Source organism: Mesorhizobium sp. C432A (assembly GCF_030323145.1).
Classification (GTDB): domain Bacteria; phylum Pseudomonadota; class Alphaproteobacteria; order Rhizobiales; family Rhizobiaceae; genus Mesorhizobium.
Genome location: NZ_CP100470.1, coordinates 3497016 through 3518376, shown reverse-complemented (window position 1 = coordinate 3518376; position 21361 = coordinate 3497016). Strand labels below are relative to the sequence as shown.

At 62.8% G+C, this 21361-nt stretch carries 21 protein-coding genes; 10 read left to right on the top strand and 11 right to left on the bottom strand.

What is annotated here, in order from left to right:
- The first annotated feature begins 62 nt into the window (after positions 1-62).
- From NLY33_RS16985 to NLY33_RS16955, 7 genes are all read left to right on the top strand, one after another.
- Positions 63-365: a virulence factor gene (locus NLY33_RS16985; protein WP_023670397.1), complete on the top strand. Its 303-nt coding sequence runs from the start codon at positions 63-65 to the stop codon at positions 363-365.
- The gene (locus NLY33_RS16980; protein ID WP_023706088.1) at positions 358-969 is read left to right on the top strand and encodes a methylenetetrahydrofolate reductase C-terminal domain-containing protein; all 612 of its coding nucleotides are present in this window, start codon (positions 358-360) and stop codon (positions 967-969) included. The genes NLY33_RS16985 and NLY33_RS16980 overlap by 8 nt, the downstream gene beginning before the upstream one ends.
- Entirely contained in the window at positions 966-2057 is a 1092-nt protein-coding gene (locus tag NLY33_RS16975) for a methylenetetrahydrofolate reductase (protein WP_023706089.1), read from the top strand. The genes NLY33_RS16980 and NLY33_RS16975 overlap by 4 nt, the downstream gene beginning before the upstream one ends.
- Positions 2058-2137: 80 nt before the next feature.
- Positions 2138-3112, top strand: a complete 975-nt coding sequence (locus tag NLY33_RS16970; protein ID WP_023670394.1) for a methyltetrahydrofolate cobalamin methyltransferase — start codon at positions 2138-2140, stop codon at positions 3110-3112.
- Complete coding sequence (locus NLY33_RS16965) at positions 3063-5192, top strand: ASKHA domain-containing protein (protein WP_033002274.1); 2130 nt, start codon at positions 3063-3065, stop codon at positions 5190-5192. The genes NLY33_RS16970 and NLY33_RS16965 overlap by 50 nt, the downstream gene beginning before the upstream one ends.
- A gap of 186 nt (positions 5193-5378) precedes the next feature.
- Positions 5379-5546 (top strand): hypothetical protein, encoded by a 168-nt coding sequence (locus NLY33_RS16960; RefSeq protein ID WP_196813564.1) that lies wholly within the window; start codon positions 5379-5381, stop codon positions 5544-5546.
- 250 nt (positions 5547-5796) lie between these two features.
- Positions 5797-6762: an alpha/beta hydrolase gene (locus NLY33_RS16955; RefSeq protein ID WP_023707852.1), complete on the top strand. Its 966-nt coding sequence runs from the start codon at positions 5797-5799 to the stop codon at positions 6760-6762.
- Between the two features lie 124 nt (positions 6763-6886).
- On the opposite strand, the gene NLY33_RS16950 is transcribed toward NLY33_RS16955, so the two are convergent.
- A complete protein-coding gene (locus tag NLY33_RS16950) occupies positions 6887-7786 on the bottom strand; it encodes a LysR substrate-binding domain-containing protein (RefSeq protein ID WP_023670389.1) in 900 nt (299 codons plus the stop codon).
- 202 nt (positions 7787-7988) lie between these two features.
- Here NLY33_RS16950 and NLY33_RS16945 point away from each other — a divergent pair, with 202 nt between their 5' ends.
- From NLY33_RS16945 to NLY33_RS16935, 3 genes are all read left to right on the top strand, one after another.
- Positions 7989-8174: a hypothetical protein gene (locus NLY33_RS16945; protein ID WP_023700331.1), complete on the top strand. Its 186-nt coding sequence runs from the start codon at positions 7989-7991 to the stop codon at positions 8172-8174.
- 362 nt (positions 8175-8536) lie between these two features.
- Entirely contained in the window at positions 8537-8671 is a 135-nt protein-coding gene (locus NLY33_RS16940) for a hypothetical protein (protein WP_023681787.1), read from the top strand.
- A 349-nt stretch (positions 8672-9020) separates the two neighbouring features.
- Positions 9021-9959, top strand: coding sequence for a GlxA family transcriptional regulator (locus NLY33_RS16935; protein ID WP_348524244.1), 939 nt, complete (start codon positions 9021-9023; stop codon positions 9957-9959).
- A 13-nt stretch (positions 9960-9972) separates the two neighbouring features.
- Here the strand turns inward: NLY33_RS16935 and NLY33_RS16930 are convergent, their stop codons facing one another.
- The 10 genes from NLY33_RS16930 to NLY33_RS16885 all read right to left on the bottom strand — a co-directional run bounded on the left by NLY33_RS16930 (position 9973) and on the right by NLY33_RS16885 (position 21305).
- Complete coding sequence (locus tag NLY33_RS16930) at positions 9973-10770, bottom strand: ABC transporter ATP-binding protein (RefSeq protein ID WP_023706092.1); 798 nt, start codon at positions 10768-10770, stop codon at positions 9973-9975.
- Complete coding sequence (locus NLY33_RS16925; protein WP_023670383.1) at positions 10767-11540, bottom strand: ABC transporter permease; 774 nt, start codon at positions 11538-11540, stop codon at positions 10767-10769. Before NLY33_RS16925 ends, NLY33_RS16930 begins: the two co-directional genes overlap by 4 nt.
- A 105-nt stretch (positions 11541-11645) precedes the next feature.
- On the bottom strand, positions 11646-12596 hold the full coding sequence (locus NLY33_RS16920) for an ABC transporter substrate-binding protein (protein ID WP_023670382.1): 951 nt from the start codon (positions 12594-12596) through the stop codon (positions 11646-11648).
- Positions 12597-12695: 99 nt separating this feature from the next.
- Positions 12696-13541, bottom strand: coding sequence for a DUF1194 domain-containing protein (locus NLY33_RS16915; protein ID WP_023691008.1), 846 nt, complete (start codon positions 13539-13541; stop codon positions 12696-12698).
- A 90-nt stretch (positions 13542-13631) separates the two neighbouring features.
- Entirely contained in the window at positions 13632-16193 is a 2562-nt protein-coding gene (locus NLY33_RS16910; protein WP_023706094.1) for a GcvT family protein, read from the bottom strand.
- Between the two features lie 154 nt (positions 16194-16347).
- Positions 16348-17103 carry an FkbM family methyltransferase gene (locus NLY33_RS16905; RefSeq protein ID WP_023706095.1) on the bottom strand — a complete coding sequence of 252 codons (756 nt, stop codon included), beginning with the start codon at positions 17101-17103 and terminating at the stop codon, positions 16348-16350.
- The gene (locus tag NLY33_RS16900; protein ID WP_023706096.1) at positions 17100-18326 is read right to left on the bottom strand and encodes a glycosyltransferase 87 family protein; all 1227 of its coding nucleotides are present in this window, start codon (positions 18324-18326) and stop codon (positions 17100-17102) included. The genes NLY33_RS16905 and NLY33_RS16900 overlap by 4 nt, the downstream gene beginning before the upstream one ends.
- 33 nt (positions 18327-18359) lie before the next feature.
- Positions 18360-19790 carry an aspartate aminotransferase family protein gene (locus NLY33_RS16895; protein WP_031196357.1) on the bottom strand — a complete coding sequence of 477 codons (1431 nt, stop codon included), beginning with the start codon at positions 19788-19790 and terminating at the stop codon, positions 18360-18362.
- A 67-nt stretch (positions 19791-19857) separates the two neighbouring features.
- Complete coding sequence (locus NLY33_RS16890) at positions 19858-20865, bottom strand: NAD-dependent epimerase/dehydratase family protein (RefSeq protein ID WP_023700339.1); 1008 nt, start codon at positions 20863-20865, stop codon at positions 19858-19860.
- Positions 20862-21305 (bottom strand): EamA family transporter, encoded by a 444-nt coding sequence (locus NLY33_RS16885; RefSeq protein ID WP_023700340.1) that lies wholly within the window; start codon positions 21303-21305, stop codon positions 20862-20864. Before NLY33_RS16885 ends, NLY33_RS16890 begins: the two co-directional genes overlap by 4 nt.
- Between the last annotated feature and the right edge of the window lie 56 nt (positions 21306-21361).

Sequence of the window (21361 nt, the reverse complement as noted above, 5' to 3'; positions counted from 1 at the left end):
AAAGTGGTGGAGCGTCGTTTCCCTCATGGACGCACGGCGCTCTACAGGGAGTGAGAGAATTCATGGCCGATCTGATCGTCGTCTATTGGCGCGACATCCCCGCCCAGGTCATCGTCAAGAAGGGCCGGCAGAACGCCAAGCGCGAACTGCCGCTGCGCTTCACCGAGGCGATCGATATGTGCGCCATGCGCACCGGCGCCGGCGGCACCGACGATTACCTCGCCGAATGGCGCAAGGCCGATCCGATCCCGGTCGGCGACGACCTCGAAGCCGAGGTCGAGAAGGCATTCAGCGACATCGACGCGAAATACGACCGCGAGCGGCTGGTCGCTCTGGTCAAGGCGGGCGGGAAAGAAAATGTCTGACACGACTCCCGGCAAAGGGGGCCCGGCGGTGACCCAGGCCACGCAGGTCAAGAAGGCAGCGCCGAAATCCGACTACAAGCCGGCCGACGTATCGCCGCAGCGGCGCGTGCAGCGCTCGTTTGCGATCAGGCTGTGGTCGATCCGCCATTCGCGATTGCTCGAATGGTTCTACTCCAGATTCGCAGACATGTTCCTGCTGCTCCATCCGCTGTGGAAAGGCCTTGGCTACGGCCGCGTCGAAGCGCCGATCAAGTTCGTTGAAAAACGCGTAAAAGGCTTCATGTTCGACTGCCGCATGTGCGGTCAGTGCATATTGTCCTCGACCGGCATGTCGTGCCCGATGAACTGCCCCAAGCAGCTGCGCAACGGCCCGTGTGGCGGCGTGCGCGCCAACGGCAATTGCGAGGTCGAGCCCGACATGCCTTGCGTCTGGGTCAAGGCCTGGGAAGGTTCGCGGAACATGGAGCATGGCGACAGGATCCTGACCGTTCAGAAGCCGGTCGACCAGTCGCTGCGCGAAACCTCGGCCTGGCTGCGGGTGACGGCGCAGTCGGCAGCGGCCCGTGAAGCCGCTGCCAAAGCCAATACCGGAGCGGGCGCGTGATCGGCCGTCAGCGCGATGAAAACCCGTCCGGCATCCATCTGCCGCTAGATCCCCTGCCCGGCCACTCCTCGCGTGGCCGACTGGAGCGCGTGCTGCGACGCGGCGAATTCGCCGTCACCACCGAGCTCAACCCGCCCGACAGCGCCGATCCCGAAGACGTCTACAACAGGGCGAAAATCTTCGACGGCTGGGTCGACGCCATCAATGCCGTCGATGCCTCCGGCGCCAACTGCCACATGTCGTCGGTCGGCATCTGCGCGCTTTTGACCCGCATGGGCTATGCCCCGATCATGCAGATTGCCTGCCGTGACAGGAACCGGATCGCCATCCAGGGCGACGTGCTGGGCGGTGCGGCGATGGGCGTCGCCAACATGCTGTGCCTCACCGGCGACGGCGTCCAGGCCGGCGACCAGCCCGGCGCCAAGCCTGTCTTCGACCTCGATTCCATGTCGTTGCTGGAAACCTGCCGCATCATGCGCGACAACGGCAAGTTCCTGTCCGGCCGCAAGTTGACGACGCCGCCGCAAATTTTCCTCGGCGCCGCCGTCAACCCCTTCGCGCCACCCTTCGATTTCCGCCCGATCCATCTCGGCAAAAAGATCGCCGCCGGCGCGCAGTTCGTGCAGACGCAATACTGCTTCGACGTGCCGATGTTCAGAACCTTCATGCAGAGGGCGCGGGACTTGGGGCATACGGAAAAAGTTTTCATCCTGTGCGGCGTCGGCCCGCTGGCTTCGGCCAAGACGGCCAAATGGATCCGCTCCAACGTGCCCGGGATCCATATTCCCGATGCCATCATCAAGCGGCTGGAAGGCGCCCAGGACCAGAAGAAGGAAGGCAAGCAGCTCTGCACCGACATCATCAACGAGGTGAAGGAAATTCCTGGTGTCTCCGGCATCCATGTGATGGCCTACCGCCAGGAGGAATATGTCGCCGAGATCGTCGATGAATCGGGCGTGCTGAAAGGCCGCCAGCCATGGAAACGCGAGATCCGCCACGACGATCAGATGGTCGCCGACCGGCTCGAGAGCATACTGCACGACGACATTACCGAAACGCAGGTGGACATGGTGAAGACCGCGCACTGACAGCGCGGACGGCCAGCCATTCGCTTGAATGAAACCAGACAACGATATAAAGAAATCTTTATATCAGGCGGAGAGACTTCATGACCCGGACCATCGTCGCCTCGGCGACACGAGAGATCATCATCGGCTTCGACCAGCCTTTCTGCGTCATCGGCGAGCGCATCAACCCGACCGGCCGCAAGAAGCTGGCCGCCGAGATGATCGCCGGCAATTTCGAGACAGTCATCAAGGATGCGCTGGAACAGGCCGCCTGCGGCGCCACCATGCTCGACGTCAATGCCGGCGTCACCTCCGTTAATCCGAACGAAACCGAACCCGGCCTGCTGGTGCAGACGCTGGAGATCGTCCAGGGCCTGGTCGACCTGCCGCTGTCGATAGACTCGTCGGTCACCGCCGCCATCGAGGCAGCGCTCAAGGTCGCCAAGGGCCGCCCGCTGGTCAACTCCGTGACCGGCGAAGAGGAAAAGCTCGAAGCCATCCTGCCGCTGGTCAAGAAGTACAATGTTCCGGTCGTCGCGATCTCCAACGACGAGACCGGCATTTCGATGGATCCGGATGTGCGCTTCGCCGTCGCCAAGAAGATCGTGCAGCGCTGCGCCGATTTCGGCATTCCGGCGCATGACGTCGTCGTCGACCCGCTGGTGATGCCGATCGGCGCGCTCGGCGATGCCGGCCGCCAGGTCTTCGCGTTGCTGCGCCGTCTGCGCGAAGAGCTCAAGGTCAACACCACTTGCGGCCTGTCCAACATTTCGTTCGGCCTGCCGCACCGCCACGGCATCAACGCCGCCTTCATCCCGATGGTGATCGGCGCCGGCATGACTAGCGCTATCATGAACCCGGTTCGCCCGCAGGAAATGGAAGCCGTGCGCGGCGCCAATGTGCTCAACGGCACCGACGAGAACTGCACCAACTGGATCCGCACCTACAAGGATTACAAACCGGCCGAAGGCGGCCAGGCGGTCGCAGCGCCCACCGCCGTTAACGCTCCGGGCGAAGGCGGCGGCAATGGCGGTCGCCGGCGCGGCGGCCGTGAAGCCCGCATGGCCAGGGGATAAGCGCGCAATCGTGAACTCGCCTGCAAACATTACTGATCCGCTCGTGCTGTTCATGCCGTCAGGCAAGCGCGGGCGGTTTCCCGTCGGCACACCGGTGCTCGATGCCGCACGTCAGCTCGGCGTCTATGTCGAGAGCGTCTGCGGTGGCCGCGCCACCTGCGGTCGCTGCCAGATCGAAGTGCAGGAAGGCAATTTCGCCAAGCACAAGATCGTCTCGTCTAACGACCACATCTCGCCCAAGGGCGCCAAGGAAGAGCGCTATGAGCGCGTCCGCGGCCTGCCCGAGCGGCGCCGCCTGTCCTGCTCGGCGCAGATTCTCGGCGACCTCGTCATCGACGTGCCGCAGGACACGGTCATCAACGGCCAGACCATCCGCAAGGATGCCGACACGCGCGTCATCGCCCGCGATGCGGCAATCCGCATGTGCTATGTCGAGATCGAAGAGCCCGACATGCACAAGCCGCTGGGCGATCTCGACCGCCTCAAGATCGCCTTGATGAAGGATTGGGGCTTTAAAAACCTCGAATTCGATTTCTACCTGATGCCGCAGGTGCAAGGCATACTGCGCAAAGGTAACTGGACCGCGACCGCCGCCATCCACAAGGATGCCGAAAGCGACATCGCCCGCGTGATCGCACTGTGGCCCGGCCTCAAGAACGAGGCCTATGGACTGGCCTGCGACATCGGCTCGACCACCATCGCCATGCATCTGGTGTCGTTGCTGTCGGGCCGCGTCGCCGCTTCGTCGGGCACCTCCAACCCGCAGATCCGCTTCGGCGAGGATCTGATGAGCCGCGTCTCCTATGTGATGATGAACCCGGACGGCCGCGAAGGCATGACGGTCGCCGTGCGCGAGGCGATCTCGGGCCTGGTCGACAAGGTCTGCGCGGAAGGCAATGTCCAGCGCAACGACATCCTGGATTCCGTCTTTGTCGGCAATCCGATCATGCACCATCTGTTCCTCGGCATCGATCCGACCGAACTCGGCGGCGCGCCCTTCGCGCTCGCCGTCTCGGGCGCGGTGCGCATCAAAGCCTCCGATATCGGCCTGAAGCTCAACCAGGGCGCCCGCCTCTATATGCTGCCTTGCATTGCCGGCCATGTCGGCGCCGACGCCGCAGCCGTGACGCTGTCGGAAGGCCCGCACCGCCAGGACGAGATGATGCTGATCGTCGACGTCGGCACCAATGCCGAGATCGTGCTTGGCAACCGCAAGCGGGTGGTCGCAGCCTCCTCGCCCACCGGTCCCGCCTTCGAGGGCGCGGAAATCTCCGGCGGCCAACGCGCTGCCCCCGGCGCCATCGAACGCGTGCGCATCGACCCCGATACGCTGGAGCCGAAATACCGCGTCATCGGCTCTGAACTCTGGTCCGACGATCCCGGCTTCCTCGACAGCGTGCAGGCGACCGGCGTCACCGGCATTTGCGGCTCCGGCATCATCGAGATCGTGGCCGAAATGTACCTCGCCGGCATCATCTCCGAGGATGGAGTGATCGACGGGTCGCTGGCCGAGCGGTCGCCGCGCGTCACGGTCAACGGCCGCACCTTCTCTTATGTCTTGAAGGAAGGCGAACCCAAGATCACCATCACCCAGACCGACGTGCGCGCCATCCAGCTTGCCAAGGCGGCGCTCTATGCCGGCACCAAGCTTCTGATGGAAAAGCAGAACACCGAACACGTCGACCGCATCCATTTCGCCGGCGCGTTCGGCTCGTTCATCGATCCGAAATACGCCATGGTGCTCGGCCTGATCCCGGATTGCGACCTCGACAAGGTCTCGGCCGTCGGCAACGCCGCCGGCGCCGGTGCGCGCATGGCGCTGCTCAATCGTGGCTATCGCCGCGAGATCGAGGACACGGTCAGCCACATCGAGAAGATCGAGACCGCTCTGGAGCCGAAATTCCAGGAGCATTTCGTCTACGCGATGGCGCTTCCCAACAAGGTCGATCCGTTCCCGAAACTGTCGGCGGCGGTGAAATTGCCGCCACGCACGACCGTCAGCGAGGATGGCGTCGCCGGCGACGCCGCCCCACGCCGGCGTTCGCGTGAAGGCCATGCCGCCAGGCGCAGCCGGGAATAAGCCGCCTTACGAAGGCCGCCAATTCGACCAATTTCATTTGTATGCAAATGTTTCCAGATCGCACCGATCTGGAAACCGAAACGCTGTTTTGGCGCAATACGTCCGATACAGATGTGAAGCATTTAACGGACATCGAATGGCGGACCGGACTATTCCGCCGCCACAACGCTCCAAAGGAGAATAGAGATGTTCGAGACCCTGGGCCGTTTTCGTGCGGCCATGAAGAATGCACAGGCCGTGCGCGCCATGAACAACCTGCCACCCGAAATCCAGAAGGACATCGGCTGGCCCGTGTCGCCGCGCATCGACGCCCAGACCAACCTGTCGCGCCTGATCCTGGGCTCGGGCCGCTGATGACCTTCGCCGACAAGTGCAAATTGCTGACTAAGCGCCGAGGCCGCCGCATGGTCCCGGCTGCGACCGACATCAAGCTGCGCGCCGCGCTGCTGCCCCGGCGCTGAGCCGCCCTGCGCAGAGCCGCGGACGTGGCTGATCAAACAACCGTGTTGGCTTGGGCCAGAATCTTGACATTTCGGCTGGAGGTACGATTTTCGGGATAGTGGGGAATTCTCTTAGTCGGCTGCTGCCGAGCTTGTGTACGCGAATGCCCAGTTTCAAAAGCCACCTCGTTTCCTTCATCCTCCGGCACAGCCGCAAGAAGGCATTTGCCAGCCCGGAAAACCTGCAGCGCTGGATCGCTTATGCGCGCAAGACCGAGGATCATCATCCCCCGGCATTGCTGCGGGAGCGGCTCGATATCACCGAGCGCAGCGTCGATGGCTTTCCCGTCTACGAGATCGCGCCGAAGGCGGGCGAACGCAGGCGAATCCTCTACATGCATGGCGGCGCCTATGTCTTCCAGATCACATCCTATCATTGGGGGTTGATCGCCGAGATGGCCGAGCGGTTGGGTTTCGGCATCACCGTGCCGATTTACCCGATCGCACCGGAACATGATTTCCACGCCATGTTCGGCATGGTCGGCGACGTCTACCGGCAGATGCTGGATGAGACCGACGCTGAAGATATCGTCTTCATGGGCGATTCCGCGGGCGGCAACATGGCCGTCGTGCTGACCATGATGGCGGCTGAGGAAGGCCTGCCCTTGCCGTCGCGCCACGTGCTGATTTCACCCGGCCTCGACATGTCGCTGTCCAACCCCGAAGTGTTCGAGGCGGAACGCAACGATCCGTGGCTCGGCATTTCCGGCGGGCTGGAAGCGATCCGCATGTACAGTGCCGGCATCGATCGCAGCGACTGGCACATCAGCCCGCTCTATGGCGACCTCTCGGTGCTGCCGAAGACCCTGCTTCTGACCGGCTCGCACGACCTGCTCAGCCCCGACAATCTGATCTTCGCCAAAAAGGCGCGCGCTGCCGGCGTCGACGTCCAGGTCGTCTACGAGGAAGGCATGTTCCACGTCTGGCCGCTGATCGAGATGCCGGAGGCGCGTCGCGCCAGGGACAGCATCGTCGCCTTCCTTGAAGGTGAGCCCACCAAGCGGCGCGCAACTGCGCGGCGCACGGCGCGACCCGCTCTCGCGGCGCGCCCCGCCCAAGCAGCGGAATAGCAGAGCAATTCCAGGAAAAGTGTAAAACGGTTTTCCCGGGAAAAGCGTGTAGCGCTTTCCCTTGGGAATTGCATCAAACAAGGAGTTAGAGCGGCTCGCCGTTTCCGTGAAACGGTGAACCGCTCTAGAACTTGCCGGTTTCGCGGAAAAGCTCGAACGTCGCGCGGATATGGTCGGCGACGGCCTTGACCGGCGCGCTGGCGTCCGGCGACACCACCATCGCCAGATTGTAGGTGCCGATATCGGGCATGCCGTCCTTCGGGCAAAGCTCGACCATGTCGTTGCCCAGGAACGACTTCGGCAACGGTGCAACCGCGAGATCCGACATGATGGCGGCGCGCTGGCCTGCCGTGTGGGCGCTCATATAGGCGATGCGGTAGTTGCGGCCTTCACGGCTCAGCGCATCGAGCGCGCCGGCCCGCCAGGCGCAGCCCTCTTCCCACAGCGACACCGGCAAAGGCTCGCGCAGATGCGCGCTGCCACCCTTGGCGCCGGCCCAGACGATCGGCTCGGTGAGCAACACCTCGGCGCCAAGCGCGCTGGTCTTGTAGGAATTGGTCAGCAGCGTGATGTCGAGCGCGCGGTCGTCCATCCGGCGGCGCAGATTGCTGCTCTGGTCGATGGTGACGTCGACGGCGATCGACGGATGCGATTGCGCGAACCGCTTCAGCACATGCGGCAGCACGCGCTCGCCATAATCGTCCGGCGATCCCAACCGCACCACGCCGACGATCTCGGGGATGATGAACTTCGACACCACCTCGCGGTTGATCGACAACAGCCGGCGGGCATAACCGAGCAGCATCTCGCCATCCGTGGTCAGCGTCACCGAGCGCGCATCCCGCGCGAAAACAGAGCGCCCGAGAATGTCCTCGAGCTTCTTGATCTGCATGGAGACCGCCGACGGCGTGCGGAACACCGCATTGGCCGCCGTGGTGAAACTGCCGGTCTCTGCAATGGCCACGAAGGTGCGCAAAACGTCGAGATCGAGCAGCGGCAGCGGATGATTGAGTGGGGCGTTCATCGGGATCGACCTTCAATTTTTCTGATGTGAAGCATCATTCCATTTCGTTTGATTGAACATCAGATTGGGATGATAGTCAACTCCATCGAAGGCAGGACGTGCCATGGCTCCAACGCTCCTGACACGGAATTGCACTCGATGCGGAATATCCAGGCGACGGAACGCGTTCATGCGGGACGTGCCACAACCAAAGGAGAATGAAATGTCTATCCTGTCATCCATCGGTCGGCTTGCGACCGAGTTCAGCGCGGCCCGCGCCCGCTTCCAGACCGAACGTGCGATCCGCTCGCTGCCGATCGAACTGCAGAAGGATATCGGCTGGCCTGAAGCTGCCGACACCAAGACCGGTGCACGCCACGGCGTCGGATCCTGGGCTGGAGCAAAGTAAACCATTGTGTACCATGTGCTGAAGGCCTGCCGCGCAGACCAGCCCGGCAGGCCTTCTCTATTTGCCCCGCAGGCTTCTCCAACTTATTTGCATTCAAATGATTTTCAGAGCCGTGTCGCCGCTGCATGGCGCATATGCGTCACTTGCATGGCGCCTCAATGTCGCCGATAACACGCTGTAAATAATCGCAAATTTTGGGCACCATACCCAATAATGTCGCAACCGATGTCGCATTTCCATTCAAGCGCTTCGCATTTGCGATTTAGTTTCTGCTCACGCAGGCCTATATCAACGCCAGCAAACGAGCTGCCCCACTCCATCAAGCGAAGGCGACCCGTCTGAGCAACCGATAGGAGATGATGATGAAGCTTTTTGCCCGCCTCTTTGCCCGCCGCGAAATGAACCTGACGACCGCTCTCGAGCGCCAGCGCCTTGCCAACACCATGCCCGGCCAGACCGGCGCCATGAATGCGGTGCGCCTCGGTTTCGTTGCCTGAGATAACGGCTAGCGCTCAGCGCTTCCCTGCCGCTGCCGACAGTCGATAACAGCGCCGCTTCGGTTTGACCGAAGCGGCGTTTCTCGTTTTTGGCACCTATGCCGCCACCACCATGCCCAATCCGTCGGCAGCCCGTCCCTGTCATCCCGGACGATTGCCCATTTGCGACCCATGTCGCAAATATAGTTTCCGCTTAGCCCCCTAGCCAATTGACAGGAATGGTTTTTCCTGATGTCGCTGTGCTGTTCGCGACATCCTGTTCGCGCCATGGCTGCGTGAGGTTCCCTTGAACGCCGTAAAGCATCCGATCAAGCGATCGTTTGTATTCTTCCTTGTCCCGGACTTCACCATGATCGCCTTTGCGACGGCGCTCGACCCGCTGCGCTCGGCCAACCGCATGCTTGGCTATGAGGCCTATCGCTGGCGCCTCGCCAGCATCGACGGCAAGCCGGTGCGCGCCTCCAATGGCGTCGAATGCGCCGTCAACACCTCGCTCGAGGAAGAGCGCAAGAAGATGGCCGGGCCGGATCGGCCGAACATGGCCATCGTCTGCAGCGGCATGAATGTCGAGCGCTACCAGAACAGGTCGGCCTTCGCCTGGCTGCGCGAGGAATACAACAGAGGCGTCGCCGTCGGCGGCCTGTGCACCGGCGCGCATATCCTTGCCGCCGCCGGCCTGCTCTCCAACAAGCGCTGCGCCATCCATTGGGAAAACCTGCCGGGCTTTTCCGAGGCCTTTCCCAAGGCCAACGTCTTTGCCGACCTCTTCGAGATCGACCAGAACATCTACACCTGCGCCGGCGGCACCGCCGCCCTCGACATGATGCTCAAGCTGATCGGCGACGATTTCGACGACAATCTGGTCAACCGCGTCTGCGAGCAGGTGTTGACCGACCGCGTGCGCAGCCCGACCGACCGCCAGCGCCTGCCGCTGCGCGCGCGCCTGGGCGTCCAGAATTCCAAGGTGCTGACCATCATCGAACTGATGGAAGGCAATCTCTCCGAACCGCTGTCGCTGATCGAGATCGCCGACCATGTCGACCTGTCGCGCCGCCAGATCGAGCGGCTGTTCCGCACCGAGATGGGCCGCTCCCCTGCCCGCTACTATCTCGAGATTCGCCTCGACCGTGCCCGGCATCTGCTGATCCAGTCATCGATGCCGGTGGTCGAGGTAGCGGTCGCCTGCGGCTTCGTCTCGGCGTCGCATTTCTCCAAATGCTACCGCGAACTCTATGCCCGCTCGCCGCAGCAGGAGCGCGTCGACCGCAAGCAATTGCTGGCGGCCTGATCCGAAAACGCACTCAGGCTTCGGCGGGCTGCGCCTGCGCCGTCCGCATCGCCTCGACGCGGATATCCTCGGTCAGCCGCGCCTTGAGCGCCGAGAATTCCGGGCTGGTCTTCAGCGTGTAGTGGCGTGGATGCGGCAGGTCGATGGCGACATCCGACTTGATGCGGCCTGGCCGCGCGCTAATCACGATCACCCGCGAGGCCATGAAGATCGCCTCCTCGATGTCGTGGGTGACGAACAGCACTGTCTTCTTGCGCCGCTCCCAGATGCCGAGCAGCAGTTCCTGCATCAGTCCGCGCGTCTGGTTGTCGAGCGCACCGAACGGCTCGTCCAGCAACAGGATTTCGGGGTCGTTGGCCAGCGCCCGGGCGATCGCCGTGCGCTGCTGCATGCCGCCGGACAGCTGCTTTGGCCAATGGTTCTCGAAGCCCTTCAGCCCGACGAGGTCGACATAGGAAGCGACGATCCCGTCTCGCTCCTTTTCGGCCATGCCACGTTCGCGCAGGCCGAAGGCGATATTCTGCGCCACCGTTAGCCACGGAAACAGCGTGTAGGACTGGAACACCATGCCGCGATCCGGTCCCGGCCGCGTCACCGCCTTGCCGTCAAGCAGCACACGGCCTTCGCTCGGCGCTTCCAGGCCGGCAACGATCCTGAGCAGCGTCGACTTCCCGCAGCCGGACGGCCCCAGAATGGTGATGAAGTCGTTGGCCGCGACCGCAAGGTCGACCGGCATCAGCGCCTTGACCGGCTGCCCGCCGCGCACGCCGGCGAAGGTTCGCGAGACGCCTTCGATAAGCAACTTGCTCATGCCAGGCTCCAGGGGAAGAGCCAGCGATTGAACGCTTTGAAGGCGAAGTCGGACAACAGTCCGATCAGCCCGATGACGATGATGCCGAAGATGATCTGCCCTGTCGCCAGCCGCGACTGGCTGTTGATGATCATGTAGCCGATGCCTGAGGACGAACCGATCAGCTCGGCGACGATAACATAGGTCCAGGCCCAGCCGAGCACCAGCCGCAGCGTTTCGGCAATCTCGGGCGCATTGGCCGGCATGATGACCCGTTTGACGATACCGTTGTTGGTCGAGCCCAGCGTATAGGCCGCCTCGACCAGATCGCGCCGCGTCGAGCCCACCTTGACCGCGACGATCAGGATGATCTGGAACACCGAGCCGACGAAGATGACCAGCAGCTTTTCCAGCTCGCCAATGCCGGCCCACAGGATGAGCAGCGGAATGAAGGCCGAAGCCGGGAGGTAGCGGGCGAAGGAGACGAACGGCTCCAGAAACGCCTCTATTGGCTTCCAGGCGCCCATGGCGATGCCGATCGGCACGGCGACGATCGACGCCAGCAGGAACCCGCCGAAGACCCGCCAGATGGTGATCAATATGTCGAGCCAGAAGCGATCCTCGACCAGCAGCCGCCAGCCATCCCGCAGCATTGACAGCGGATCGGCGAGGAAGATGCGGTTGACGTGGCCGCCAAGCGTGATCCACGCCCAGAAGGCGACGAACAGCACGAAGAAGGAAATGCCAAGCACGGTTCGAATGCCCGGCGACACCGGATGCAAGGGGCGCATCTTCAGATCGTCCGCATCGTCAGATCGTCCCCATGCTCAGTCGCGTTGCCCGGTAGAAAGCGGCGGCGCGCTGGCACCGCCGCATGATGGTCAAAGGCCGGACTATCAGTTCGCCACCGCGCTGGTATCGGCAAGCGCTGCAACATCTGGCGCTTCCTTGATCAACCCCATCTGCAGCAGAAGCTCGCCGGCGGTCTTGGAAAAGTCCTGGAATTCCTTGGTGAAGAACTGCTTGTTCTCCGCCTTGTCGGCCCATTTCAGGTATTTCGCCGAATCCTCGAATTCTTTCGCAGACTGCTTCACGTCGGCGCCCATGATCTCGTAGGATCTCTGCGGATCGCTCTTGATCAGGTCGAGCGCTTCGAAATAGCTGTCGGCCAGCGCCTTGGCGGCGTCGGGATTGGCGGTGAGGAATTCAGGCGTGCAGCCGACCGTGTCGAGCACCATCGGGTAGTCGAGCGTGGTCGCCAATATGTGGCCCTGATCGGACTTGTCGCGCACCGCCGAGATGAACGGCTCATAGGTGACCGCCGCATCGTTCTGGCCGGCGAGGAAGGCTTGCGCCGCCGCATCCGGTTCCAGGTTGACGACGGTCACATCCTTGGTCGACAGGCCGTTCTTGTTCAGCACCCAGGCCAGCATGAAATAGGGCGACGTGCCCGGCGCCGAGGACGCGACATTCTTGCCCTTGAGGTCGGCGACGGTCTTGATGTCGTTGCGCACGACAATGCCGTCGGCGCCATAGGATTTGTCGAGCTGGAAGATCTGCTTGGTGGTGACGCCGCTGGCGTTCCACACCAGCCAGGTCTCGACCGTGGTGGCGGCGCATTGCAGATCGCCGCTGGCGATGGCGAGCGGCCGGCTGGCCTGCGGCACCTTCTTCAGGGTCACGTCGAGGCCATGCTTCTCGAAGATGCCGGCCTGCTTGGCGAGCGTCAGCGGCGCAAAGCCGGTCCATCCGCTGATGCCGATGGTGACCGATGTGGCAGCCTCGGCCGGCACGGATATTGCAGCCGCAAGCGCCAATACCGCGGCAGCGACGATGGTCTTGTTCATGTCGGTTCCCCTTGTTTTTTCGGATGCCGAATTGTGTCACAGACGCCCATGGGCTTGTCAATGAAACCGGCCCTTCACGGCAGCGTGATGATGCGAACGCTAACGGGCATCGAACATCCAGCTGCGGTCGCGCCACATCTTTTCGCCGACCTGGCAGTCGGTCGGCCGGTCCTGCGCCAGCACCACCGGCGGATGCCCGGCCTCCTCGCGCGCCCGTTGCGGCGAAGCGGCGCCGGCCAGCTCCAGCACCAGCTTGCGGCGGATGGCTTCGGGAAACTGCGTCCAGTCATTGACCGGGATCATGAAGGATCCGGGACCGCCGATGACGCAGTCGCTGTAGTAGCGGTCGAGATTGTTGACGTCATAGGCGCCGCCGAACCCGCCGCGCGTCATCAGCGGCAGGCCGTTGATGATGATGCCTTGCTTGACCACCGCGTCGCGGGTGATGTCGACGGGCGCGCCCTGGTTGTTGGGCCCGTCGCCGGAAATATCGATGACGCGCTTTGTCCCCTGAAAACCGCTTTCGGCGAACAGATCGCTGCCGAATTCCAGCGCGCCGGAAATCGAGGTGCGCCGGGCGCTGGCCGGCGGATGGGCGGAAAGCTGCGCGGCCACCCGCTCGGCATCGGCCCGGCTGGCGATCACCGTCCACGGCACGACGACCTGCTGCGTGGTCGCTCCCGCCCATTCGACATAGGTGACGGCGACCTTGCCGTAGGCGCCATCGGCGATGGCCTGCAGAACATTGTCGTGCGTCAGCGCAGCAGCATAGCCGTGACGCTGGATTTCAAGTTCGCCCGGCGACATCGACAGCGACACGTCGACGGCCAGCACCAGCTCGACGTCGACCGGCTCGGCGGCTTGAACCGGCGGCACCAGCCAGAGCCCCAGCGCCAGCGCGGCGCTGCCTGAAAGGAAATGTCGTGCGCAAGAAAAAGCAGACATACCCGAAGGTAAGCGAAAACCGGCTGCTGACAAAGCAAAAAGCCCGGCGAGGTGCCGGCTTTTCGATATGTTGGTTGGAACCGATGAAGCTCAACTCCTCGGCTTCAGATTCTCTGGATCGTAGAGCGGCTTGTAGCCGACGGCAGCCACCTCGACCGGGTAGGTCTCGCCGAAATATTCGATGGCAAACTTGCGGCCCTCCTGGGCATGGGCCCAGGGCAGATAGGCGAGGCCGATGTTCTTGCCGATGGTCGGGCCGTAGGCCATCGATGTGGTGAAGGAGCGGCGGCCGAGTTCGTCGACCAGCGTCTCGCCGGTCTTCGGATCCATCACCGGCATGGTGCCGACGGGATAGCGGGCAACACCCTTCGAATCGACGTTTTCCGTCATCACCAGCGTGCACAGGATCGCCGGCTGGTGCTCGCGGGCGCGGTATTCGACATGTTTTGCCTTGCCGCAGAAATCGTTCTCCTTGACCTTCGGTCGAGCAAGGTCGGCCTCGAGCAGATTGTACTCGGTCAACAGGTCGGCGTTCTGCAGGCGCAGGCTCTTTTCCATGCGCCGGGTGTTGGCATAGGTCTCGACGCCGAACGGCATGACCCCGGTCGAGCGCAGCGCGTCCCAAACGGCCAGGCCGTCTTCGTAACGCATATGCAGTTCCCAGCCCTGCTCGCCGACATAAGAGATGCGGAAGGCGGTGACGTCCTTGCCGCCGATCCTGACCGGCTTGATCGCCGCGAAGGGGAAGTTCTCGAGCGAGAGACCATCCGGATTTTCGACCACTTTCTGCAGCGTCGCCCGCGCGTTCGGTCCCCAGATGCCGATGGTGACGTATTTTTCCGTCACGTCGGTGATGGTGACGTCAAAGCCTTTGTCCTGCGCGGTGCGCTGCATGTAGCGGAAGTCGCGCGGACCGGCGTCGGCGCCGTCGATCAGACGGCAGCGGTCGGCCATGCGGATGACGGTGAAGTCGGCGCGCACCATGCCTTCCTCGTCGAGGAAGTGGGTGTAGATACCCTTGCCGATATTGTTGTCGCCACCAATCTTGGCCGCGCACAGCCACTCCAGCAGCGCGACATGGTCCGGCCCTTCGATGTCGTACATCGAGAAATGCGAGAGGTTGACGATGCCGCAATCCTCGCTCATCGCCAGGTGCTCGGCATTGGACACCCGCCAGAAATGGCGGTTGTCCCATTCGTTCTCACGTACGGGAACCCGGTTGCCATACTTCTCCAGCAGATGCTCGTTGGCGGCATAGCCATGCGCGCGCTCCCAACCGCCCAGCTCCATGAAGTAACCGCCAAGCTCCTTCTCGCGCTCCCAGAACGGCGAGCGGCGGATGTTGCGACCTTTGGAGAACGGCTCGCGCGGATGCACCGCCGGATTGTAGACCTTCATCGCCGTCTCGGTGCAACGATCCCAGATGAACTGCTCTTTCGTCTGGTGCGGATAGAAGCGCGCATAGTCGATGGCGTGATGGTCGATTTCCGTGCGGCCGTCCGTCATCCAGTCGGCGATCAGCTTGCCCATGCCGGGGCCGTCCTTGACCCAGATGGCGACGGCGTACCAGAGGCCCCTCACCTTCTGGCTCTCGCCCATGGACGGGCCGCCATCGGGGGTCACCTGCAACAGGCCGTTGAAGGAATGGCTTTCATTGTAGCCGAGTTCGCCCAGGATCGGCGTCAGCTCCATGGCGCGCTCAAGCGGCGCCAGGATCTGCTCCATGTCGAGATCGCGCTGCGACGGTGACAGCCGCGCCTGATCCTTTTCCAGCAAATCGCGCGGATGGCAGAGGCGCGGATTGGTCTCTTCGTAATAACCCCATTCGATCTGCCCACCCTCGGCGGTCCTGGGGTCGCCGGTGTCGCGCATATAGGCCGAATTACCCTGGTCGCGCAGCAGCGGCCAGCCGATCTCCTTGCCCGTGCCGGCAAACTCATTGTAGGGACCGAAGAAGGTCAGCGGATGGTCGATCGGCATGACCGGCAGGTCCTCGCCGACCATCTCGGCGATCAGCCGGCCCCAGATGCCGGCGCAGACGATGACATAATCGGCCATGATCGTGCCGCGGTCGGTAACGACGCCCTTGATGCGGCCTTCCTCGACGATGAGAGATTTGGCGGGCGTGTTGGCGAAGGATTTGAGTTTCCCCGTAGCTTCCGCCTGGTCGACCAGCTTGCCGGCGACGGTCTGCGAGCGCGGGATGACCAGGCCGGCGTCCGGATCCCACAGGCCGCCCTGCACCATGGACTCTTCGATCAGCGGGAATTTTTCCTTGATCTCGGCCGGTTCGATCAGCCGGGCGCGGGTGCCGAAGGATTTGGCCGAGGCGATCTTGCGCTTGATCTCGTCCATGCGGCTGTCGTCGCCGACGCGCGCCACTTCGAGGCCGCCGATGCGGGCATAATGGCCCATCTTTTCGTAGAAATCGATCGAGTAGAGCGTCGTCCAGCAGGACAAGAAGTCGTGGCTGGTGGTGTAGCAGAAGTCCGAGGCATGCGCCGTCGAGCCGATGTCGGTCGGGATGCCCGATTTGTCGATGCCGACAATGTCGGTCCAGCCGCGTTCGATCAGATGATGGGCGATCGACGCGCCGACAATGCCACCCAGGCCGACGATGACGACCTTCGCCTGTTTCGGAAACTCTGCCATTGCCGCGACTCCAAGGGGATAAAGCGGGCGTGTCCGCGCCCGTTCGAATGGCGCACAATATGCAGAGGACGTGGATGGAGCTACCGCCTGTTTGCGACACGTCGCAGATGCGACGCGACCCGGCGCGCCGGCGTGCCGCCAGTGGCGATCTATCTCAGGCGAAGGCCCAGATGTCCTCGGCCTGGAAGCCGACCTGATAGCCTGATGTCTTGAGCTTGACCACGACCTCGCCGATTTCAGCCGCCGGCAGCGCGCCGACCTCGACCTTCATCATGCCGGGGCGGTAGCGCTTGAGGTCGAGCTGTTCGAAGACGATCCAGTCGGCGCCCTCGCAATCGACCAGGAAGGCGTCGATATGCGTGATGCCGTTGCGGTCGAGCAGCGTCTGCAGCGTTTCCGACGTCACCTCGATATCCCTCACGTGCGGCGCGAACTTGTTGAAATTGGCGTCGTCCTCGCCCCAGGCATTCTTGCCCGACATCAGATTGGTGTCGGTGACCGACGAGCAGCCGATGAACTCGATCGGCAGCGTGCCGGCCTCGAGTGCCGCGGCATCGAAAGTGTGGACGGTGATCGTGCCCTTGGTCTTCGTCACCGCGACCGGTTCGATGACGAAGCGTTCCGTGTCGGGATAGTTGGCGCGCAACCGCTTCTGATTGTACGGGATCGGCTCGACCAGCACGGCCCGCGCCCGCGGAATGCGGTGCAGCCACGGCGTGACGTCGTCGAACAGCGCGCCGTCGCAAGCGCCGACATTGACCATCTGGAAGGCTTGCCCACCGCCAAACCGCGCCTTCAGCGCCGCCTTGGCCAGGAATTTCGTGCCACGCAACGCCGGCCCGCGATCGAGCAGGCCGGCGGGCAGGCCGAGCGAAAGGGCGATGCGCGCCAGCCCGGAAATGGAACTCATGGCTTACCTCCAGGTATGGCGATGGGCCGCCTTCCATTCAGGCTTGCCGACGCCCACAGCGCCATGATCGGGCCGACAAGCAAAAGGTAGGGCGGCAGAAGGTTCGGGAAGTAGATGCGGGTGTCGTGGATCGGAAAGACGGTGAATTTCGCCAGCACGCCGAGCACCAGTGCTGCAAGCAGGATGCCGGCGCGGCGATCGAGCCGGAAGCCGGCGCGGCCGAGCGCAAACCACGCGGCCAGCGCCAGAACCGAGACCCCGACCCAGCTGTTGATGCTGATAGCGCGAATGAAGGATGCGGCAAACGCCTTGAGATAGGCGCCAACCGAGAACGGCGGCTCGAAGCCATCCATATTGTAGTGCTGCTCGATGCTGGAGAACCACAGATGCGGCCACCAGCCGGGATGCTGGGCCCAGTGCGAAATCGCGAAATAGGCGACGAAGGACGCGGCAAAGCCGGCCAGCGCGCCCCACGCCCGCTGCCGGAAGACCAGCAGCAGCACGGCGAAAATGGCCAGGAACACGATGTTGTCCGGCCGCGCCATGAAGGCCAGGAAAAGCAGGACAGCGGTCGCTGCCTCGCGGCCGCGCACATAGGCAAGCAGCCCGCCGAGGAACAGCGCCGAGCACAACAGATCCGGGGTCGAGGCGCGTGCGGCATCGCCGAAATCGGCCATGATCAGCACCGCGCCGACCACAGGCGCCAGCGCAAGCGCGCCTTCGGTTCGCAGCCACAGCAGCGTGATCATCCCGAACAGCAGCACCGAGACCACCTGCAGCACCCGCATCGCCTCGACCGGCGACATCACCGAACTCATCGTCGACAGCATCTCGGCATAGAGAAACTTGATCCGGTACATGCCAAGCAGCGAGTGAAAGTCGGCGGCATTTTGCGCCATATGGCTGCGGAAGCCGCCGCCATCGTCTGTCAGCGCCTTGTAGTCGGCGGCCGAAACGCCGGCCTGGACCGTCCTGTAGGCATAGTCATGCAGCGCCTGGGCATCTGGGTAAGCGCCCTCCTCGGCGATTGTGAGATAAGGCAGCATGTCCCAATTGGCATCGGGCATCGTCCAGGCGGTAAACGCCGTCAGCAGGATATAGAGCGAAAACGCGATCGCGCCGATTGGCGCGGCCCATCGCGCATAAGTCCCCTCGCCCCACGCCAGAGCGGCCGCGGTCAGCCGGTCGAGTGTGTTTTGCGGGGCGGGAGACTTGCTCAGCATTGTCGGACTCGGGACTTCGCTCAACGGACTTCTTTAACGGACCTGGCTTTTGACGAAATCCTTCACGATCCCCACGATGCCGCGCGACAGCAGGCTATCGAAGGCATCGACGAAATGGTCGACATGCTCGCGCTGGCAGATCAGCGGCGGCTCGAGACGGATGACGTTGCGGTTGTATTCGGTGAAGGCGACGAGCACGTCATAGTCGCGCAGCAACAGCGCGCCGACGAAGCCCGACAGCGAGCCCTTCAGCTTGTCGTCGAGGACGCTGACGATCGGACGCAGCACCATCGGCAAGGTCTGCGAGAAGTCGTGGAACTCGAGCCCGACCATAAAGCCTTTGCCGCGCACATCCTTGATGATCTTCGGGTACTTCTCCTTCAGCGCCTGCAGGCGCTGCAGCAGATAGTCGCCGGTAGTGGCGGCGTTGTCGATCAGCCCCTCATCATAGAGCACGTTGATGCCCTCGATCGCGGTGACGCAGGCCTCGCCCATGCCGCCAAAGGTGGCCATGGCATGGATCATCGCCGTCTTCGGCGTGCCATAGGCCTTCATATAGACCTCGCGCCGGGCGATCATCGCGCCGACCGCCGCCTTGCCGGCGCCGAGCGATTTCGCCAGCGCCGTCACATCGGGCACGACGCCATAATGCTCGAAGGCATAGAAGCGTCCCGAACGGCCATAGCCGCACTGCACTTCGTCCGCCACCCACAGCACGCCATACTGGTCGCAGAGCACGCGCAATTTCTGCCAGTATTTGGCCGGCGCCTGGATGATGCCGCCGCCGCCCTGGATTGTCTCAAGCACGATGACGCCGACCTCCGGGTCGGAGCGGAACAGCCGCTCGACCGCTTCGATATCGGCGAACGGAATGCGAACGGTGTTCTCAGCCATCTTGAAGTCCGCGCGGTAGAGCTGGCCATCGGTAATGCCGAGCACGCCCTTGGTCTTGCCGTGGAAGGAATTCTCGGCATAGACGATTTTTGGCCTCTTAGGCCCGGCGGCGCGCTCGGCGAGCTTCACCGCCGCTTCCATCGCTTCCGAACCCGACGAGCCCAGAAACACCATGTCGAGATCGCCGGGCGAGCATTTGGCGATGTTGTGCGCAAGGGCCGATGCATATTGCGACATGAAGGCGATGGCGATTTCCTGGCGCTTCTCCTCCTGGAATTTGCGCCGGGCCTCCAGGATGCGCGGATGGTTGTGGCCGAAGGCCAGCGAACCGAAGCCGCCGAAGAAGTCGAGAATCTTGCGGCCGTTCTGGTCGATGTAGAACATGCCTTCGGCACGCTCGATCTTGATCTTGTGGAAGCCGAGCAGCTTCATGAAATGCAGCTGGCCCGGATTGAGATGCGCCTTGAACAAGTCGGTCATGCGCGCAACATCCATCGCCTTCGCCTGCTCGACGCTGATCAGGTCGGGCTTGGCGATGGCGGTAGGCGACAACGCCGGCGCGCCGAGCATGGTGCGCGCGTTCGTCTGCTCAGGCTTGGCCATGACGGTCATTTCGGAGTTCTCCTGGTCGTCCCACCTATTCGGCGGGGACATGATTTGCGGTGACGGCAAGCCCGTCTTTCTTGGCGCGGTATTCGCTGTAGGCGGCGATCAGCATGTCCTCGTCGCGATATTGCGGCACCCAGCCGAGCTGGCGCTCGGCCTTGGATACGTCGAGCACGCACTCCTCATCGGCGATCAGATATTGTTCGGGATCCATGATCGGCATGTTCATGAGATCGAGCAGGTCGAGGGTGCGCTTGACCGCCCAGCCCGGCGTCGGGATCAGCAGCGATTTCGAGCCGGCATGCTTGATCAGGTCGCCCAGCAATTTCTTCACCGGCGGCGGATTGAGGGAGCCCAGATTATAGGCCTGGTTGGGCACGCCTGCCTTCCAGGCCGCGCGGGCAGCTTCCGCGCAATCGAACACCGAGATGAACTGATAGGGGTTCTTGCCCGAGCCGATCATCGGCACAGGAAAATTCCAGTCGATCAGTTTGAACAGCTTTTCCAGGATCCCGAGCCGGCCGGGACCGATGATCAGCCGCGGTCGAAAAAGCGAGATCGACATGCCGCGCTTGCGCCATTGCGCGGCGAGCTCCTCGGTCTTCTGCTTCGACCAGCCATATTCGCCGAGCGGCGCGACCGGGTGCTCCTCGGTCATCGGCTGGGTGACCGTGTGGCCGTAGATCATGTCCGTGGTGTAGTGGACGAGCTTGGACGCGCCGGCCTTGTCCATCGCCTGCATGATGTGTTCGGTGCCGTGGAGATTCACCGGAAAGAAGAAGTCGTGACGCTTGGCCCGCACCTGGATCGGCGACAGCATTTTGGCCGACAGGTTGTAGACCATGTCGTCGGCCTTCAATCCGATGTTGGCCACCGAGGCCGTATCCGTGACATCGCAGGTGACGAAGCGAACGTTGCGATAGTGCGCCAGGTCGCTCTTGACGATGTCGGCAACGACAACCTCTTCACCATCGGCCACAAGCTTCGGGGCAAGATGACGGCCGACGAAGCCGTCGCCGCCGAAAATAACATGTCTCATCGAACGATCTCGCTGGTCTTGTTGGGGATGATGGAAGCGGTTTGGTCGTCATGCCCGCGCCCGCCCAAGTCTCGACCGCTTTGCGCGATCAGCACGGTGCCGACGCAGATGAAGGCGATGCCGGCAATGCGCCAGGCATTGAGGTCCTCGCGGAAGATGAAATAGGCGAAGATCGCAACCGCGACATAGGCAAGGCTGAGGAACGGATACGCAAAGCTGAGCTCGACCTTGGACAGCACATAGAGATGCGAAGCCATCGAGATGACGAAGGTGCACAGGCCGAGAAACACCCATGGGCTGAAAACGACCTGCAACAGCCTCAACAGCGGATTGGTGCCTTCGAACGAAATCGGCCCGAGTGACATCATGCCTTGCTTCAGCATCAGCTGCGCGGCGGCATTGGTCATGACCGTGAACAGAATGAAGACGATGTATTTCATATTTTGCACCCGCCACTCGCAACGGTCGTATTACGAACCTGCAAACATTTCATGAA